General features: G+C 68.9%; 13 protein-coding genes. 5 read left to right on the forward strand and 8 right to left on the reverse strand.

What is annotated here, in order from left to right; genetic code table 11:
* Positions 1 to 70: 70 nt before the first annotated feature.
* From ACFWZH_RS09315 to ACFWZH_RS09325, 3 genes are all read left to right on the forward strand, one after another.
* Entirely contained in the window at positions 71 to 1,951 is a 1,881-nt protein-coding gene (locus tag ACFWZH_RS09315; RefSeq protein ID WP_384427375.1) for a trypsin-like serine peptidase, read from the forward strand.
* A gap of 196 nt (positions 1,952 to 2,147) precedes the next feature.
* Positions 2,148 to 6,233 (forward strand): polymorphic toxin-type HINT domain-containing protein, encoded by a 4,086-nt coding sequence (locus ACFWZH_RS09320; RefSeq protein ID WP_384427376.1) that lies wholly within the window; start codon positions 2,148 to 2,150, stop codon positions 6,231 to 6,233.
* Between the two features lie 63 nt (positions 6,234 to 6,296).
* On the forward strand, positions 6,297 to 6,917 hold the full coding sequence (locus ACFWZH_RS09325; protein ID WP_384427378.1) for a DUF6928 family protein: 621 nt from the start codon (positions 6,297 to 6,299) through the stop codon (positions 6,915 to 6,917).
* A 145-nt stretch (positions 6,918 to 7,062) separates the two neighbouring features.
* On the opposite strand, the gene ACFWZH_RS09330 is transcribed toward ACFWZH_RS09325, so the two are convergent.
* Positions 7,063 to 7,734 (reverse strand): winged helix-turn-helix transcriptional regulator, encoded by a 672-nt coding sequence (locus ACFWZH_RS09330; protein WP_384427380.1) that lies wholly within the window; start codon positions 7,732 to 7,734, stop codon positions 7,063 to 7,065.
* A 66-nt stretch (positions 7,735 to 7,800) separates the two neighbouring features.
* On the opposite strand from ACFWZH_RS09330, the gene ACFWZH_RS09335 reads away from it, so the two are divergent.
* The gene (locus ACFWZH_RS09335; protein WP_384427382.1) at positions 7,801 to 8,277 is read left to right on the forward strand and encodes a PaaI family thioesterase; all 477 of its coding nucleotides are present in this window, start codon (positions 7,801 to 7,803) and stop codon (positions 8,275 to 8,277) included.
* Between the two features lie 4 nt (positions 8,278 to 8,281).
* Here ACFWZH_RS09335 and ACFWZH_RS09340 read toward each other — a convergent pair whose 3' ends face one another.
* Positions 8,282 to 9,394, reverse strand: a complete 1,113-nt coding sequence (locus ACFWZH_RS09340) for a serine hydrolase domain-containing protein (RefSeq protein ID WP_384427384.1) — start codon at positions 9,392 to 9,394, stop codon at positions 8,282 to 8,284.
* A 187-nt stretch (positions 9,395 to 9,581) separates the two neighbouring features.
* On the opposite strand from ACFWZH_RS09340, the gene ACFWZH_RS09345 reads away from it, so the two are divergent.
* A complete protein-coding gene (locus ACFWZH_RS09345; RefSeq protein ID WP_384427386.1) occupies positions 9,582 to 10,241 on the forward strand; it encodes a TetR/AcrR family transcriptional regulator in 660 nt (219 codons plus the stop codon).
* A 110-nt stretch (positions 10,242 to 10,351) separates the two neighbouring features.
* Here the strand turns inward: ACFWZH_RS09345 and ACFWZH_RS09350 are convergent, their stop codons facing one another.
* The 6 genes from ACFWZH_RS09350 to ACFWZH_RS09375 form a co-directional block, all read right to left on the reverse strand.
* A complete protein-coding gene (locus ACFWZH_RS09350; protein WP_384427388.1) occupies positions 10,352 to 10,882 on the reverse strand; it encodes a DinB family protein in 531 nt (176 codons plus the stop codon).
* A gap of 130 nt (positions 10,883 to 11,012) precedes the next feature.
* Positions 11,013 to 11,660, reverse strand: a complete 648-nt coding sequence (locus ACFWZH_RS09355) for a hypothetical protein (RefSeq protein WP_384427390.1) — start codon at positions 11,658 to 11,660, stop codon at positions 11,013 to 11,015.
* Positions 11,661 to 12,071: 411 nt separating this feature from the next.
* On the reverse strand, positions 12,072 to 13,802 hold the full coding sequence (locus ACFWZH_RS09360) for a mycolysin (protein ID WP_384427392.1): 1,731 nt from the start codon (positions 13,800 to 13,802) through the stop codon (positions 12,072 to 12,074).
* 280 nt (positions 13,803 to 14,082) lie between these two features.
* Positions 14,083 to 15,105 (reverse strand): hypothetical protein, encoded by a 1,023-nt coding sequence (locus ACFWZH_RS09365; RefSeq protein WP_384427394.1) that lies wholly within the window; start codon positions 15,103 to 15,105, stop codon positions 14,083 to 14,085.
* 344 nt (positions 15,106 to 15,449) lie between these two features.
* On the reverse strand, positions 15,450 to 16,769 hold the full coding sequence (locus tag ACFWZH_RS09370; protein WP_384427396.1) for an MFS transporter: 1,320 nt from the start codon (positions 16,767 to 16,769) through the stop codon (positions 15,450 to 15,452).
* Positions 16,770 to 16,865: 96 nt separating this feature from the next.
* Positions 16,866 to 18,269 carry a M20 family metallopeptidase gene (locus ACFWZH_RS09375; RefSeq protein ID WP_384427398.1) on the reverse strand — a complete coding sequence of 468 codons (1,404 nt, stop codon included), beginning with the start codon at positions 18,267 to 18,269 and terminating at the stop codon, positions 16,866 to 16,868.
* Between the last annotated feature and the right edge of the window lie 150 nt (positions 18,270 to 18,419).

Here is an 18,419-nt window from a genome sequence, read left to right on the forward strand (position 1 = left end):
GACGGCACATCCCGGCTGGCCAGGTCAGATCGGCCCGCCCTCCCCACCCCGACACCCCACGGAAAGCTCCATGAGACGCATACCTTGGATGCGCGTCACCCTTGTTGTTCTGTGCGCATCACTGGTCGTCACCGCCCCGGCGACCGCCCTCCCCCATACGAAGCCGGCTCCCCCTGGTGCCGTCGGCCGCACCACGATTCAGGCGGGCACCGGGCACGATCCCGTCCACGACGTGCAGGCGGAGCAGTCCGACAAGGCTCGGGAGGCACAGCGGTACTGGACGCCGGAGCGCATCCGCGACGCCGTTCCGGTGGATGCCGCGCAGTCCCGTAACACGGATACGCCATCGCGGCCGGCCCCTGGACAGCGGCAGCGGCACTCGCTGGCGAACGAACCGACTCGCCAGGTGCCCGAAGGTGTCGCCACGGTCGGTGTGTTCTTGATCCGTGCCACCGACGGCTCGCCCACCCCGGACCAGTTCTGCACCGCCGGTGCGGTGGCCTCGCCGACCAAGAGCCTCGTCATCACCGCGGCTCACTGCCTCAAAGGCGACCACCGCCACCAGGACTTCGCGTTCGTACCCGGCTACCGCACCGGAACATCGACGGCCGGGCAGGCGGGGGAGGCGCCCTACGGGATCTTCCCGGTCCAGGAAGACAAGATCTGGATCGACGCCCGATACCGAGGAGCACAGCCGGACGACGACGTCGACTTCGCCTTCCTGAGCGTCGGCCCGAACGTCCGAGGGCAGCTCCTGGAGGACGCCGTCGGACGCGGCAACGAACTGACCTCCGTCCCCACAGCGAAGCTCGCACGCAAAGCCGTGACGCTCGTCGGCTATCCCGGTGGCCAGAAGACTCCTCTGCAGTGCACCCATGACACCACCGCCTTCCAGGGCCGGTTCATGGAGATCAAGTGCGAGGGTTTCCGCTCCGGCGTCAGCGGTGGCCCGTTCCTGGAGGACTTCGACGGTCGACGCGGTAACCTCACCGGCATCATCGGCGGCTACCAGACCGGCGGTCTCCACGACCACACCAGCTACTCCTCCCAGTTCGACGACGACGTCCTCCGGCTCTACCGGCAGGCCGTCACGGGCCAGCCGTCGGACCCGGATCCTGACACCGGCACGTCCATGGGCTCCGCCGAGACGTGGACCCACGCCCGGGGCATGACGACCGGCCGCTTCCTCACCGCCTCGATCCGCAACAACGTCAGCGACCTGATCGTGCGCTGGTCCGACGGCGAAGTCTCCCTCTACCCGGGAGACGGCGCATACGGATTCGGCAAGGACACCCAGCTCGTCAAGGACAAGGCCTGGCAGCAGGCCGCGGTCATCACCTCCGGGGACTTCACCGGTGACGGGTACTACGACCTCCTGGTTCGCTGGACCGACGGCAGGCTGACCCTCTACAGGAACGTCAACGAAAAGACCAAGCTGACGGACAAGGTGGAGCTGCAAGGGCCCAACGGCACATGGACCCACGCGAGCACCATGGCCGCCGGCCGCTTCGGCGGCGGCAACACACGCAGCGACGACCTCATGGTCACCTGGACCGACGGTGAAGTGACGCTCTACTCCAACGTCGACGCCAAGGGGCTGCACGCCGAGAAGCAGCTCGTCAAACCGCCCGACACCACCTGGCCGTACGCACGGGACGTCGCAGCGGGCGACTTCCGCTCCCCAACGGGAGACCAGGACGTGTTCGTCCGCTGGCACGACGGTGAGGTCACCGCGTACGAGAACGTCGCCGCCGAAGCACTCGGGCGCGAACACCGACTGCGGCCCGCCGAGTCCCCATGGCGCCACGTCTTGCTGGCCACCGTCGGCTCCTTCGGAGGTCCCGCCCGCCAGAACGACGTCGTCGCCCTCTGGCCCGGAGGGAAACTCACCCTCCACCCCGACACCTCCAGCGCGTCCCTGCCCGCCGAACGTGTCCTCGTGAGCCCGTGACCAGGGGGTCTGCGCACCGCTGACGTGGTGATGGAGCCCTCGGCGTGCGCCGAGCATTTCGCCCCCCTTTGGTGCGCACCGCTGTTCACGCCCCCTTGGCGTGCACCCGCCCGCTCAACGCTGCGCCCTGGAAGCCCGTCCACCCCTGACGCACGTCCGTGCGTGCGTGCCCCCTTGAGTCGAACTGATTTTCCAGGTGCCTGGGATTACCACCGATCGCCATGCAGGACAAGAGAGGACAAACCTGATGAGACTGAGACCCGGCTCAACCACGGGTAAGCCGATCCGCGGAAGCGGAGCCTTATCCCGAAGGAACGTACCGTCGCGGCGTCGTGGCACATGGGCCACGATGCTGTCGGCCTCGCTGGTGGCGGGACTCTTGGGAGCCGGGCCGGCAGCGGCGGACGGCAACGACGACGACCTGCGCTTCGTGCGCGCACGTGTGGTCGACTACTGGACGGATGGCGGTGCCGGGGTCAAGGAGGCTGCCGAGCAGGCGCTTCTTGGTACGGATGAGGACCTCGAGACGTTCCTTGACCAGAGGGACAGGATCGAGTTCGACGACGACTACGTCGATGCGAGCCGGATCTTCAATGCCGGTGGTCCCGCGGTACGCGAGGCGGCCAAAGCCGCCCTGAAGAACAGCACCTCGGAGCACCCCGAGCCGCTGCGGGCGTTTTTGAAGGACGGCTGGAAGGCTCCGCTGGAGGAGGACCAGGAGGTCGAGGTCTCCCGGGTCATCAACTTCGGCGGAAACGGGGTCAAGGACGCCGGCAAGGCAGCCTTGAAGGGCACCCGCGAAGACCGTGCCAAGTTCCTCGCGGAGGGGCAGTACACGGCGCGCGAGAAGGACAACGAGGTCGAGGTCTCGCAGCTCGTCAACTCGGGCGGCCCGGCGGTCAAGGCAGCCGGCAAGGTCGCGCTCAAGGGCACGCCTGACGACATCGTCGAATTCCTCGAAGTGGGGCAGTTCGTCGCGCGCAATCGCGACCAGGAACATGCCACCATCGCCCAGCTGACCGAGCAGGCCACCCTGGCGGGAAAGCGGGCCAAGGACGCGACCGAGAAGGCGCAGGAAGCCTCCACGCGTGCGATCGAGGCGTCGGAGCTCGCGAAGGAAGCCGCGCTGAAGGCGGCGCGGGAGACCAACGCCGCGAAGAACGACTCCCAGCGGGCGGCGGTCAAGGCCAAGCAGGCCGCCGATGCTGCGCGTGCTGCCGCCTCCGCGTCGCAGACGGCCATCAGCGCGGCCAACGCCGCCAACCGCTCGGCCCGGATCGCCGCCTTCGCAGCGGCGCAGACCGCCGCGGCGGCCGCCAACGCCGCCGACGCGGCCAACGACGCCTACAACGCCTCGATCGCGGCCGCGTCCGACGCGGGCCGGGCGGGCGAAGCCAGGGACATGGCGAAGAAGGCACGGGCGGCGGCCGCCCTCGCAAGGGACTCCGTGGAGGCGGCCAAGCAGGCCGGTGCGGCCTCGCTGGCCGCCGGCGCTGCCGCGAAGGCCTCCCGCAGCGCCAGCAGCAACGCCAACGCGGCGGCGGACGCGGCCGATGAGGCCAACAACTACGCCGAGGCCGCGGGCATCCACTCCGGCGAGGCGAAGGCGGCGGCCGCGGAGACCCGCCGCCATGCCCACGAGGCCGACCGTGCGGCCAACGCCGCCGAGGCCCTGGCCAGGAAGTCCGCCGGCGCCGCCGACGAGGCGCGCGAGGCCGCGGAGTCCGCAGCCACGCATGCCGACAAGGCCGCGACGGCCGCGGAAGAAGCAGCCAAGCACGCCGGTGAGTCAGCCAAGGCGGCTGAACAGGCCAAGAGGCACGCGGCCGCGGCGAAGCGGGCGGCAGATGCGGCCGAGTCGGCGGCGGCGACCGCCAAGAAGGTCTTCACCATCGCCCGTGAGGCCGAAGCGGAGGACCTGACCACCCGCACCGGTGCCGCCATCGAACGCGCCCGCTCCCACGCGGTACAGACCGCCACCGTCACCTCCGCCTCCGCCGCGGACCTGGTCGAGGCCCGTTCCCTGGACACCACGGCAGCCGAACTGGCCACCGAGGCCGGCAAGCCCGACGCCGACACCAAGGCAATCGCGAAGAAGGGCCGCGTCCTCGCTCTCAAGGCTCTGAAAATCCGCGGCTCCTGGCACCAGGAGGCCGCCGCCAGAGCCCTGTCCGGACTGGACGACGACGTCGTGGAGTACCTGCGCACCGGGTGGAAGCAGGCCGCTCAGGACGAGATCCGAGAGCAGGTCTCCCAGCTCAGCACGCAAAGCCCCTACGAGGTCGTGCGCAAGGGTGCTGCAGAGGCGCTCAAGGGCACAGACCAGCAGGTCAGCGACTTCTACACCACCGGCCAGTACGACGTGGCCGTCACCGACTACGCCGTGCGCGTCTCCCAGATCAACAACGCCGGAGGCCCCGGTGTGAAGGAGGCGTCCAAGGCCGCCCTGGCCAACGGCAAGGGCAAGGTGCTCGCCGCGTTCATCAGCAACGGGCAGTACGCGGCGCTGAACTCCGACGAGCAGGTCATCGCCTCCAAGCTCGTCAACAGCGGCGGCCCGGAGATGAAGGCCGCAGCCAAGATCGCCCTGGCCGATTCCGCCGACCAGCTGCACGACTTCGTCCAGGTCGGCCAGTACATGGCCGACCGCAAGGACAAGCTCGCCGGCACCCATATCGCCCAGATGCAACGCCTGATCGCCGAAGCCTCCGGCGTAGCGGCCAAGGCCAGGTACAACAGCTGGAAGGCGGCGGAGGCCGCCGCCAAGGCCGACGACGCATCGACCGATGCCGACAAGGCCGCGGACGGGGCGAAGACGTCCGCCAAGCTCGCCAAACAGTACGCCGACGACGCCGACAAGGCCGCCACCAGCGCCGAGAGCAGCGCAGCCCAGGCAGCCAAGTCCGCCAAGACCGCCCGCAGCGCCGCCAACACGGCCGACCGTGACGCCGACGCCGCCGAATCCACCGCAGCCCAGGCGGAGTTCTCCGCCAACTACGCGCGCAACTCTGCCTACCTCGCCACTTCGGCAGCCGACGACGCCCGCGCTGCCGCACTCGACGCCGGCAAGAGCGCCAAGGAAGCCAACACCCTCGCCAGCCAGGCATGGACGGCGGTGAAGAAGAAGCGTGAGAGCGAGGTGGCCGAGGCACGCCGTAAGGCAGAGGAGGCCCGCAAGGAGCAGGAGAAGCAAAAGGCCAAGAGGCCGCACTGCGTCGCTCGCACCGGCAACGAGATAGCCGGTCTCCTGCCCTGCGTCATCTCCGGCGGCGACGTCACTCCCGTCATCGACCCCACGCTGACCGCCGTGGTATGGGAGATCACCGGCCTCAACGACCTCAAAGAGTGCATCAAGAACCCCAACTTCGGAGCATGCACCGCCTTCGCCATTTCCGTCCTCCCCGTCGGAAAGCTCAAGCTCCTCAAGAAGCTCGGCGAAGGCATTGAAGACATCTCCGAGAGTTCACGAGTCGCCAAGACGGCGAAGTGCTTCAAGTGCTTCCTCGCCGGCACCAAAGTACTGATGGCGGACCACTCGAAGAAGAATATCGAGGCGGTGCGGATCGGGGATTCGGTGATCGCCACAGATCCGGTGAGCGGCAAGACGGTCCGACGAGTGGTGACTTCGCTCATCACCACCCAGCACGACAAGCGTTTCAATGACCTGACCCTCGCCACTCCCCAAGGGAAACGACACCTCACCGCCACGAACGAGCATCCGTTCTGGTCCCCCTCACAGCACGACTGGGTCGAGGCCGCCCGCCTCCGGCCGGGCATGACGCTCAGAACGGTCGATGGCAGTGCGGTCAGGGTCGAGGGAAACCGCCCCTTCTCCAAAAATGCCAGAACCTACAACCTCACCGTCCAAGGTCTGCACACGTACTATGTGTTCGCCGGCGCGACTTCGATCCTCGTGCACAACGCCGGCGAATGCCCGGTCGACGGGCTGCCCCACGGCGCCCTGGGGGAAGCCGCCACCTTGCAGAGGCTTCAGAAGGCCGGGTACACCAACATAAAAAGCGAGGTCCGGTTCAAGAACAGTCGCGGCGACGTCTTCAGGGCCGACTTCGTGGCGCAGGACACGGCGGGAAACTGGGTGGCAGTCGAGGTGAAGACCGGAAAGGGAGCTTCCCTGACCGACAATCAGCGCCTAGGGTACGCAGAACTTGGCCGCACCGGCGCGGTGTTGAACACGAATCGAGTACCCGGCCTGACGAAGGGCGCGACGGTTAAGATGAAGGTGGAAGTGGACTTGTGGCGGTGCCCTGCCTGCGATCCCTAGTCTGCATCTGCTCAGGTAGGACGACGAGAATCCGGGAGGCATTCTGATGGGGGAGGTATTCTGATGGGGTCGAAAGCGGCCGTGGTGGTGGTTGCCGAGGGGGATCCGCGAGATACTTTTCGGTCCATGCCGGAAATCCGGTTCTCCAGGTCGAAGGCCCTGGCCGAAAGGGTCCTCGGGACCGCGGTACGCGAGACGGAACCTCTCCCCCTCGATCTCGCGGTCTGGCCTGATTCGGGTACCGTCTGCACGGCATCCCTGCCCGGGTTCGACGTCATCTGTTCCCGTGAACTCGCACAATCCAGCCCGAGCCGCCTGACCGAAATGATCGCCAAGTGGGCGACCGGAGGACGCGCTTACGGTGTATTCATGGACAGCGCCGAAGACTGGTCGGCCTTCGCCGTGTGGTCGCGTGGCGATCTGGTTCGCGCCGTAAGCCTGAGCCCTGGCTCCGGGGTCATCGAGGACATAGGTGATCGACTCGCCTTCGAGGTGCCTTTCTGGGAGGGGGAGCGACGCGTACGCCACACGCCAGACTACGCACTTCCCTTTCATCCGATCGACCTCGGAAATGAAGCACTGAAGGAGTTCTTCGGCTTCATTCTCGAAGGGCACGAAAGTGCCGATTGCCTCGACCCCGAGGAGATCGAACTTCCGGCCTTTCGGGTCGCTTCGCAGGCGTGATCCTCACATCGGACAGCTGCCCTCTTACAGGCGCGAGGAAGCTCTGCGGGACAGCACCGCACCCAGCATCGTTCGCCCTGTTGCGCCGCGCCGCCCGGAGGTGATCCGGGCGGCGCGGGGCGCATCATGCCGCGGGTTCGGCAGCTCAGCGCCAACCGCCCCCTGCGGCAGGCGTGGCGCGGAGCAGGTAGCCGGAGAACCAGGTGGGGAAGGCCCGTCGCAGCGTGCTCGGTCCGGTCAGAGTGACGGCTCCTGAGCGCAGGAGCGGGGCCCATGGGGTCTCACCGAGCCAGTAGCGGGTCAGCGCCTCCAGGTCGGCGTCCACTCGCAAGGCCACCTCGAAGCCGCCGTCGTCCGTGCACAGGTCGATCTGCGGCCGGGCGATGTGCAGGAAGTACGGCCCGCCCTCGGTTCCGCGGAAGCGCAGTTCGACGATGGTCCGCCGCTCCGGCAGGTGCTCGGTCACGGTACGGCGGCGGATGTCCCACACGAGGGCATCGGGGTCGAGGTGTTCGGGCCGCAGGCCGCGCCGGTCCCAGTGCATGGCCCAGCCGCCCAGTTCCCGCACCACCGGCGCCAGATTCTCGCCTGCCTCGGTGAGCCGGTAGCCGCCGTCCTCCCGTGACACGATCCCGGCCTTCTCCAGGGTCTTCAGGCGCGTCGACAGCATGGTCCGTGAGATGCGCGGCAGGCCCCGGCGGATGTCGTTGAAATGCCGCTCGCCCAGCAGCAGCTCCCGTACGACCAGCAGCGTCCACCGCTCGCCCAGGACTTCCAGCGCGCGGGCGACCGCGCAGAACTGCCCGTATCCACTCATGCGGCCCACGGTAGCGGTCCAGAATCCGTACTTGTCGTGGCGTGGAAGCGCTCTAGCGTTACTGCCATGAGCAGCGAAAACACCACAACCACCGCTCCTTCCAGCCTGGACTTCCTGCGTTCGATCATCGAGGGCCGTACGCCACAGGCACCCATCTCGCACACGCTCGGCTTCACGCTCGTCGGCGCCGAGCCCGGCCGGGCGGTCTTCGAGGGCGGAACCGGCGAGCATCTGTACAACCCGATGGGCACCGTGCACGGCGGCTACCTGACCACCCTGCTGGACTCGGCACTCGGCTCCGCGGTCTTCAGCCGCCTGCCCGCCGGTACGGGCTACACGACCGCACAGCTCAACGTGCATCTCATCCGGCCGGTGACCGCCCGGACCGGAAGGCTCCGGGCGACCGGCACCGCCGTCCACGTCGGGCGCACGCTCGGCACCGCCGAGGCCCAGGTGGTCGGCGTCGACGACGGGAAGGTGTACGCACACGCCACCACCACGTGCGCGATCTTCCCCGTCCAGTCGGAGCGGCTCCACGGGTGAGGGCCTACATCACCACCCGGTAGAGAGCCGCGAGCGCGTCGTCGATGGGATGGGGCTGCGGCCTGCCCGAGGAGTCGAGCCGGTTCCACCTCTGCAGGTTCACCGCGACGGACATCCGCCGATGGCCGTCGGCGCTGGTCATGGCCAGTGCTCCAGCACCCCAGACCGTGCCGCCATGGCCCCAGTAGGTGCCCCGACCGGGAGCCTCCATCGGGTGCAGGCCGAGGCCGTAGTCGATCGTTCTTTGCTCCTGGGAGACGACCGGGACGGTGCGTTGCATCTGCGCCAGCGACGACGGGCTGACGATCTCGCCGGCGAGCAGCCTGCCGAAGAAGCGGTTGAGGTCCGTGACGGTCGATATCAGCGAGGCCGTCGGCCCCACCCATGACATGTCGTAGACGCTGTAGTCGCGCGGCGGGTCGATCATGCCGAACCACGCCTCGTAGATCTGCGAGTGCGGCCCGTCGACGGACAGTCCGGCAGGGAATCCGGTGTCCCGCAGCCCGGCACGTTCGATGACGTTCCGGGTGATGTACTGCTCGGCCGTGGTACCGGTCACCTCTTCCAGGAGTTGGCCGAGGAGCAGGTAGTTGGTGTTGGAGTACACCCCCGGCGTCTCGCCCGGGGCGCGGACGGGAGGTGCGGTGACCCCCATCTCGATCAGTTCGATGGGGTCGAACCGCGTGAACCGGTGGTCCTCCAGGCTCTGGGGGCGGGTGTCCGCGACCACCGGGTACGCCTTGAGGGAGGGGTAGGCGTACGGGAGGTACTCGGCGAAGCCGCTGGTGTGGTTCATCAACATCCGGACCGTGATCGCGTCACCGCGTTCTTTGGGAACCAGCCGCGGAAGGTACCGGCCGATCGGCAGGTCGAGACCGATCTGGCCGCTCTCGACCTGCTGCAGAACCGCGGCGGCGGTGAAGGTCTTGGTGATGCTGCCGACGCGGTGCCGCATGTCGGCGGTGACGGGGCGACCGGTGGTGACATCGGCGACCCCGGCGGCGCCGCGCCAGACCTGGTCGCCGTCGCACACCTCGGCGAACAGGCCCGGCATACCGGCGCGGTGGACGTTTTCCATGGCGGCGTTCAGCTCCGCGGGATCCAGCGGGTTCCTCACGACATGCGTCCTTTCGTAGTCCCCGGGGTGAGCCGCACGCCGGCCGCCTGACCCGGGTAACAGGGCACGAGTGGCACGCCGGCCCGGCCGCTTCCGGGCCGCCCGGCACTCTCATGTCCTCATTATGCACGCGGTGCGTGCAACACCAAGTGCATAAGTTAGACTGAGCCTCGGCGAGAGGGGCGAGATGGCAGGCAGAAGACGGTGGTCGACCGAGGAGATCCTGGATGCGGCGGCGGAGCTGCTGCGTACGAGCGACGCCGAGTCGTTCAGCGTGCGCAAGCTCGCCGCGGCACTCGGGACCGATTCCTCCAGCCTCTACCGGCACTTCCGCAGCAAGACCGAACTACTGCGCGCGGTCGCCGACCGGATCCTGCTGGCCGCCATGGACGGCCACCGCCCCGAGGGCGACTGGAAGCAGCGCATCACGGCCCTGGCCCTGCGCTTGAGGGAGGCCTTCGGTCAGCAGCCCCAGCTCGCCGCGGTCTGGGGACGCTACGCGTCGAGCGGCGCCGGCTCCCGGCTGGTCATGGAAGAGGTGCTGCAGGCCCTGCGCGCCTCGGGACTGCCCGACGAGGAGATCCCGGCGCGCTACCACCGGATCGCGATCCTGATCGCCGCGTTGATCGCCTCCGAGGCCGGGGTCAGTACCGTCACCCCTGGAGAGCGCGAACAGGGCATGGAGCTGTTCCGCGTCGCGGTGCTCGGCGCCGACCCCGAACGCTTCCCCGCCCTGGCCCACTTCGCCCGCGACGTCCGTCCCCTCGGGGCGGACCGCCGCGCCGCGTTCGAAGAGCTCCTCGCCGCCCAACTCACCCACATCGAGGCCTCGATCCGCCCCAGCTAGCCGACTGGCTCGCGGGTGTCGGAGATCCTGCGGAGGTACACCGCCACCGCCGGCCCGGAGGAGAAGCGGAGGCGGCGGTCATCGCCGAGCACGGTTGCGCGGGGCTCCGGCTACTCGCCGGTGACGCCGTCGGCGAGCTCCCGGACGATGTCGAGTTGCCCGACGTGCCTGGCGTACTCCTGGAGCAAATGGAACAGCACCCAGATCAGCGTCGGCCGCTCCTCCTCGGGCGGGACCCGGCCCCCGAGCGTGGCCATCCGGTCCTCCAGCCGTGCGCCGGCGACGATCGTGCGGGACCGCTCGCACTGGGCGCGGAAGAAGGCCGTCACCTCCTCGACGGTCTCCCCCGCCTCGACACGCCATCTGCCGCCACGGCCTTCCATATCGCCCCACGGCTGTTCGACCTGCCGGCCGGCGAAGCCCCACTGCAACCAGCGCAGCTCCACATGGGCCAGATGCTTCAACAGCTCCAGCGGTGCCCAGCCGGAGGGCAGCCGACTGCCCCGCAGTTCCTCGTCGGTGAGGCCGTCCAGCTTGCGCAGCACGGCGTCACGGTAGAAATCCAGATAGCCCGCCAACAACTCGGCCGGGCAGGTGAGCGTGACATCGGGCTCCGCCGGGGGCTCGGCTTCAGCAGTCATGGCAAGTGATGTTAAGCGGACCCCCCAGGCACGCCGCCCGCGAAGCGCCCCGCCCTTCGATGACCCGGTCAAGGATGCGTACCGGGGCTTTAGCGCGGCGCAGACATGGGCTGGCCCCCTGGCAGACGTGTCATGCGGGGTGCGGTTGCCGCAACTGGCTCCGAACCCTGAGCGTGGCGTCGGTCAGTTCGTTGGTGTCCATCACGTCGGACCCGATGCCCACCCCCTGCTGCTGCACGATGCCCACAGCACTGGTGTCACCCCACACGCAGCGGGTTATCGTCACGTCATTGTCGAGGCCGTGCTTCGGCTGCATCATGACGGACTCGCACATCATGAGGGTTCCGTCGAACGTGTCGCCCTTCCACGCGGTTTTCTTGGTCCCTTCGATGACCTCGATCTTGGCCCCGAGCGCCTTCGCGTTCTTCTTGTCGTCCTTGTGCATGCGCGTCAGGACCGCGTCCACCGAGTCGGTCGGGTTGGTGACCGTTCCCTGGATGCCGATGACGGTCATCGTCGGCTGCTCCTTGGGGTCACCGACCGGGGTCATGTAGGAGGCCCCCCGGGGGAAACCCTTCTTGATCCCCAGCTTCTTGACCTCGTCTATGGACGTCAGGCAGTCGGAGTGCGGGCAGACGTTGGGGATGTCCTTCTTCTTGTAGTACTCGCCGAGGAGCTTGTTCGGAAGGCTGATGGTGTACGGCACCATCCCGCTGTCCCGGCTCTGGAACCACACCACGCCACCGACCGCCAGCGCGAGCACGAGCGCGGCCGCCACGGAGATGACGGCGATCAACGTGCCTTTGCCCTTCCGCTGCGGGGGCGGGGCGACCGGTGGGCCGCCCCAGTTGTTCGGTCCGCCCGGCCCGCTTCCCGGTTGCGGCACGGCGCCCCACGCGGGCTGCTGCCCAGACTGTGGGCCGGGCTGCTGCCAGCCGTCAGGGGGCGGACCGCCAGGGGCGGGGTAACCGGATGGCGGGGGCTGGTGGTTGGTCACGCTCGCGTCTCCTCACGAAGGATCAATATCTTGATCCTTTCATGTCAACCAGCGCGGGAAATGACGCCTCGGGAAGGGCCGGCGCCGCTGGTCGCTTCGGCAGGAGACCGCGCTCGTGTGGGCGTCGACACCGATGGACCGGGCCGGCAGTCGGCCCGGTCCATCGGTGTGTGTGGCCGACAGAAGTCGGTATCAGTACTGGATGGTGTGGTTGTAGAGGATGTTCCGGGCCGTCGTGCCGCTGTCCAGGCCGTAATCGGGCCGGTCGTCGACGAAGTACTCGCGGAAGCTGGACTGCCAGGTCCGGGACATCATGGTGTTGCTCTTCGTCCAGCCGCCGTCGACCTTGGACCACAGGTCGACGAGCGCGGTGGCGACGCGGGCCTCGCAGGCGTCGCCCGCGTCGATGCCGGTCGTGGAGCGGTCGTTGGCGAGGTTCAGGGAGCTGCCGTTGCCCCAGTAGTACGTGGTGTCGTTGAAGGTGTGGAACGCCACCGCGTTGGCGAAGCCCTCGGTCCAGCCGCAGCTGGTGGAGGAGGTGCGGTTGACGTAGTGGGGCGAGCAGTTGCTCACGTTCGGCCACCAGCCGTTGTAGAGCTTGCCCATGAGTGCGTGGCCCGCTTCGTGGACGGTGGTGTGCTCGGAGTCGGGGTCGTTGTCCGCGAGGTGGATCTTGTCGTCGTTGGTGGTCCAGTACGTGCCGTCGGTGGAGCCGGGGTACCACTGGACGGTGATCGGGGTGCAGTGGCCGTCCTGCTGGCGACTTGCCCAGCAGTTGGTCGTGGAACCACGGTTCCACCACAGCTTGTTGAGGGTGTCGAGGGCGTGCCAGGCACGGCTCTGACCGTCGTTGGCGTACACGTTGCCCAGGCTGGTGCTGCCCGAGATGTTGTTCAGCGAGTACGTGGCGGTGGAGTAGAGGCGGCCGCTGCCGTCGACCACCGACCACATCTGACCGGCCTGCGTGCGGAACTCCACCCACGCCTGGGCGGTGACGGAGGCGCTCGGGGTGTAGCAGAGGTTGAACTTGCCGTCGCCGTTGCCGGTCATCCCCGTGGCGAGCTTCTGCGTGGCGCTGCTGGCGGTGGGCTTGCCCCACAGGGTGATGTTGGCGTTGCTGACGGGCTCGTCCCGGTTGGCCTTGCCGTTCCAACTGCCGCCCTCGGCGGACTGGAAGCGGTTGCGGAAGGTGCCGCTGACGCAGGTCTGGGAGGAGGGCCTGGCCGAGGCGGTGGCGCGCGCGGAGTCCGGGGTCGCGGCAGCCGAGGCACGGGTGGAGAGGCGGGCGGGGGCGGGGGCCTTGGGGGTGACCGGGCGTGCCTTGCGGGCGCCGGAACCGGGGCGGTGGGCGGGCCCCGCGTCGGCCTTGGTGACCGAGACGCCCTTGTCGGAGGATCCGTCGGAGGCGCCGACGGTGAGTTCCACCGAGTCGTGCGCGGCGCGCCGCGGGTCGGGACGGTCGATGTCGCTGATGTCCGCCTGGATCTGGGCGGGTCCGGCGGCGACGGCCTTGACCTTGAGCTTGACGGTGTGGGTACCGGGGGTGAGGGCGAGTTCCTTGCTGGTGCGCTGGCCGAAGGTGTCCGTGGTGGGTGCGGCGAGGCCGGATTCCTCACCGGTCATCCGGAGTGCGGGCGGCAGTTGGACGGACAGCCCGGCGCGCTCGACGTCGGCCTGCGCCTGGACGTCCACGGTGAGGGTCGCCTGCTCGCCGACGGCAGGCAGATGGTCGAGAGAAGCGGTGACGCCCAGACAGCTGAGCGGCGCCTCGGAGTGCTTCGCCGCGGGGCGGATCGTGCAGGTGCCGCCGGTCGGAGTGGTCGTGCCCGCGAACGCGGACGGTACGACGACGATCGCCAGACAGGCGCCGACGCCTGCCAGTGCGGTCAGAGCGGCGGGTTTCGTGACCCGTATTCGGGACATGGGCATGCCTTTCTGCGGCGTGCGCCGGCCCCGGTCTGGCACGACCGGGTCCGGCGCACGCGGGCAGATCTGTGAGGGGGGTAGGGCACTGCGCCCCGGGCATTGCAGCGATCGACCACCGGCCCAACCGTTGGCCAGAGCTACACCCTGAGTAACAGTGGCCGAACCATATACCTATGGCCTGCGCATGTCATCGCCCAGTGCGGAAAATGTGAATGAGGTGCGAACAAGGCGGAGTTCCGGCGCACGCTCAGCGGCGCCGGAGAAGGGGTCCGGCCTGTTACGCGGCGGTGAGTCGCTTGACCCAAGTGACCGAACTGCTGCTGCCGGGAGCCTGGATGAAGACCCGTGCCGGAATGGCCACGAGGTGCTCCTGGTTGTTGCTGTCGAGGTCGCGGACGACGATGTAGCCGGTGTAGGTGGCGCCGTTGGCCCGGCCCTCCAGATAGCCCTTCCTGCCCTGCGGCACGTTGATCTCGACGTCCGACTCCCGGGTGTTCTGCACCTTGGTGGTGGAGGTCGAGCTGTAGCTGTACGTGAAGCCGGCCTCGCCGCCTACCGATCCGCCGTCGCCGCTGATGGTGGGCGTGATCTTGCCGCCCACCTGCCAGCCTTCGGTCGTGCTCTGCTCGTCGGCGACGGACGCCGTGACCTTGTAGGTGAGCTTGCCCTCGCCCGTGAGGCCGTCGCTGGCGCCCCGCTGCGGGTACTTCTCGTCGACCTTCCCGACGAACATGCAGGGCGCCGCCTGGCCGTAGTACGGGCTCTGTGAGTCGGTGTTGGTCATGTCGCAGTACTGCTCGGCGCTCTGCCCGCCGGACAGCGCGCTGTCCTTGGTGTTCTGGCGGATTTCGGTGCCGCCGGGCTTGGCCGCGTCGGCCCATCCGTCGGCCAGGTGCCTGGCGCTCTCCCGCAGCGGCGCGGAGCGCTTCTCGTCGGCCGCGTACTGCGTCGCCGCCGCTTGGGCGTCCTTGACGGCCTGTTCGGGGTCGTACGTGCTCTGTACGTCCGCCAGGGTGAACGCCTTGACGTTGCCGTCCTTGTCCTTGTCCACTCCGGCCGGGTAACCCATGGAGGATTCCGAGGAGTTGACCGGATCGGTCTTCTCCATCGCGGCGAGGACGTCCTGATCGGACTCGTAGGTGCCGTCGGCGACCTTCGCGGTCTGTCCCTCGTCGGCGAACGCGGGTGTCTGGGTGCCGATCAGGGATATGCCGGTGAGGAACGCGGTGGCGAGCGCCCCGGCCACCACACTGCTCTTGCGCCGGCCCGGAGCGAGCTCGGACTGCAGTTGCGTGGACACACGGTCTCCTATCAGTGGGGCAACGGCCGCTCGGGGCCGATGCCGATTCGTGGGGGGAGTGCGGCGCACCGGTGTGTCGCACGTCGTCAGGCCTCGGTCCCCGGAGCGGGAAGCGTTGGAGGCTGTCGATGTGTGTGACGGAACAACGGAGTTGGCGCTCCGAATGGAGGGTGGCCGCGGCAAAAAATCTAGAAAGTTACTATTGCGTTCGTCCGTAACGTTTGTAACGGATGTGACTCAGTCGCACCGTGCGCCGAGCGCGCCGGCCGCGCAGTGTGCCGCGTTCAGCCGCCGGTGATACGGGCGTTGCTCCGGCGTCACTTCAGGCACCTGCACCCGCCCTCTCAGCGGATGCCGCGGACCCGGTATCCGCTCACCAGCGCGGCGATGCTGAGAGTGGACACGGCCGTCAGGTAGTAGCCCGGTGAGATCCGGGAGCCGGTCGCCGTGACCAGTGCCGCGGCGATCGTCGGGGTGAAGCCGCCGAAGAGGGCGACCGTGGTGTTGTAGCTGAACGCGAGCCCGGTCGCGCGGGCTTCCACCGGGAAGGCGTCGGACATCACCGAGGGCAGCGCGCCGAAGTACGCCGCCTTCAGGAGGCCGAGGACCGTCATACACGACGCGAGTACCGGGAAGGACGGTGCCTCGGACAGCCAGATGAACAGCGGGACGGCGCTCAGGCCGATGAGGACCGCGGCCGGGACCATGATCCGCAGCCGCCCGAAGCGGTCGGCGAGCAGGCCCACGACCGGAGTCCCGAAGGTGAGGATGATGCCGGTGATGAGCAGGGCGGTGAACGACAGCGAGTCGTCCAGGCCGAGTTCCTTGATCGCGAAGGTGGGCAGGTACTGCAAGGTGTAGTTGAGTGCGGTGGAGACCATCAGCGCCCCGCCGGCGAGCAACAGGCCGCCCCAGTGGCGGCGGAACACCGAGCGGATCGGCGAAGGCGTCTCCCCGCGCTCCCGCTCCGCCGGTCGCCGCGCCGGCCCGGGCGGCTCCTCGACGCAGCGGCGGATGACATAGCCGGCCGGGCCGACCAGGAGGCCGAAGACGAACGGTATCCGCCAGCCCCAGGCCGTCATCTGGGCATCGGACAGCGTCGCGGTCAGGCCCGTGGCGAACACGGAGGCCAGCACCGTGGCGAGCCCCTGGCTGGCGAACTGGAAGCTGCCGAGGAGACTCTTGCGCCGGCTGTCCTGCTCGACCAGGAAGGAGGTGGCGGCGCCGAATTCGCCACCGGCCGCGAAGCCCTGGACCAGCCGGGCGAGCACGATGCCCAGCGGCGCGAAGAACCCGAGCGTGGCGTAGCCGGGCATGAACGCCATCAGCGCGGTGCCGAGCACCATCAGCCGGATCGACAGCATCAGCGACTTCTTGCGCCCCCGCCGGTCGGCGTACGAGCCGAGCAGCAGGCCACCGATCGGGCGGACCAGATACGTGATGCCGAACACGGCGTAGGCCTGGACGAGCTGGATGCCGGGGTTGTCGTCGGGGAAGAAGGTCCTGCCGATGTACGTCGCCATCAGGGCGTACAGGGCGAGGTCGAAGAACTCCAGGGCGTTGCCGATGGTCGCCGCCGCTATCGCGCGCCGGCCGGACCGGCGTCTCGGGGGCGCGGCCGGGGACGTCCCCGGCCGGGTGGGTCGAGGGGAGGCTTCGGTCATCGCGGGTCCTTCCGGCGGGCGCCGGGCCGACGGTCGTCGGGCCGAGCTGGGGACGGGGAGCGGAGGTGGGCCGGGGCGCGTACGGGAAGTGACGGGTCAGCCGCTGCGTGCGGGGAGCGGGAGGCCGGCCGGGTCGTGGCCGAGGGCGTGGAAGAGCGTGGCCGCCAGCACGATGCCCTCGCGGGCGATCGTGCCGAGCAGGTGCTCGTCGGGTGCGTGCTGCAGACAGCCGGGGTAGGAGTGCGGCAGCCACAGGGTGGGCAGGCCGAGGACGTCGGTGAAGACGTGGTGGGGCAGTGAGCCGCCGATGTTGGGCAGGACGGCCACGGGCTGGTCCGTGACCTGCTCCAGCGTCGTCCTGGCCCAGTCGACCCAGGGGTCGTCGAGCGGCGTACGGCCGGCGGGAAAGCCGTCGTGGACGGTCACCTCGACCATCGGGTAGCCGTGGGCGGTGAGATGCTCGGCGACGATCTCCCGTATGCGGCTCACGTCGGTGCCGGCGACGTACCGCAGTTGCAGGACGGCGCGGGCCCGGCCGGGGATCGCGTTGACCGGGCGGTCGATGTCGGCCGAGCCGAGCGACAGGACCTCAAGGGTGTTCCCGCCGTAGAGCCGCTCGGCAGGGGTCAGGCCCGGCTCGCCCCACCCCTCGTCGGGGACCGGATCGCCGGGGCCGCCCCCGACCGCGAGGCCGGTGAGCGCCGTACGCACCTGGTCCGGGAGGGTGGGCGGCCGCAGTGCCGGGACTTGGATGCGGCCGTGCCCGTCGACCAGGCTCGCGACGGCACCGGCCAGGGTGGTGGCGGGGTTGCGCAGGACGCCGCCCCAGTTGCCGGAGTGGTACGCGTCCGGCCGCAGGTCGACGTCGAGCAGGAGCCTGACGCCACCGCGCGCTCCGAGGAAGAGGGTCGGCGTCGTGGCGTCCAGGCGCGGCCCGTCCGAGGCGATCACCACATCGGCCCGCAACTCCTCGCGGTGCGCGGCGGCGAAGGCGGCGAGGCCCGGCGAGCCGATCTCCTCACCGGTCTCGAACAGGAAGGTCAGGTTGAAGCCGAGCGACCCCTGCTCGGCCAGCAGCAGCCGCAGCGCCGCGAGGTTGACCAGGTGCTGCCCCTTGTTGTCGGCCGCCCCGCGGCCGTACCACCGGTCGCCGTCGGCGGTCAGGGTCCATGGATCGCGACCGTTGCTCCACCTGCCTGCGTGGCCGTCCACCACGTCGGCGTGCCCGTAACACAGCAGCGTCGGAAGCTCCGGGGACTCCACGCGCGTACCGACGAGGAACGGGCCGCCCGAGGGGTCCGGGTTGGCGTAGGGGGCCACGGAGCACCCCAGGTCGGTCAGCGCGGGGACGAGCACCTCCTCCAGGTATGCCTTAACGGCAAGGTGACTGTGCGGGCGGGTGCTCTCCGTCGGGTACGCGACCATGGCGCTCAGGTCGGCGAAGAAGGCACCCGAGTCGACGTACTCCTCGGCCCGTTGGACGAGATTTTCGGGGATCACTGGCGATTGCTCCTGGGCACGGCGCAGGTACGGTTGCACGGCACATGCCGTGTTGGCTCAGCAGCGTAGGGTCCCTGACTCACCGTGACTATTGCCGTTTGTGCTGCCCGGCGTTCTCATATCGGCAAACCGGTGTACGCGTCAGACGGC

It is taken from the genome of Streptomyces sp. NPDC059008 (assembly GCF_042749045.1).
In the GTDB taxonomy this organism is placed as follows: Bacteria; Actinomycetota; Actinomycetes; order Streptomycetales; family Streptomycetaceae; genus Streptomyces.

Coding starts and splice junctions, on each gene's coding strand:
- ACFWZH_RS09315 (WP_384427375.1), top strand. CDS start 71: ATGAGACGCATACCTTGGATGCGCGTCACCCTTGTTGTTCTGTGCGCA.
- ACFWZH_RS09325 (WP_384427378.1), top strand. CDS start 6,297: ATGGGGTCGAAAGCGGCCGTGGTGGTGGTTGCCGAGGGGGATCCGCGA.
- ACFWZH_RS09330 (WP_384427380.1), bottom strand. CDS start 7,734: ATGAGTGGATACGGGCAGTTCTGCGCGGTCGCCCGCGCGCTGGAAGTC.
- ACFWZH_RS09335 (WP_384427382.1), top strand. CDS start 7,801: ATGAGCAGCGAAAACACCACAACCACCGCTCCTTCCAGCCTGGACTTC.
- ACFWZH_RS09345 (WP_384427386.1), top strand. CDS start 9,582: ATGGCAGGCAGAAGACGGTGGTCGACCGAGGAGATCCTGGATGCGGCG.
- ACFWZH_RS09350 (WP_384427388.1), bottom strand. CDS start 10,882: ATGACTGCTGAAGCCGAGCCCCCGGCGGAGCCCGATGTCACGCTCACC.
- ACFWZH_RS09360 (WP_384427392.1), bottom strand. CDS start 13,802: ATGTCCCGAATACGGGTCACGAAACCCGCCGCTCTGACCGCACTGGCA.
- ACFWZH_RS09370 (WP_384427396.1), bottom strand. CDS start 16,769: ATGACCGAAGCCTCCCCTCGACCCACCCGGCCGGGGACGTCCCCGGCC.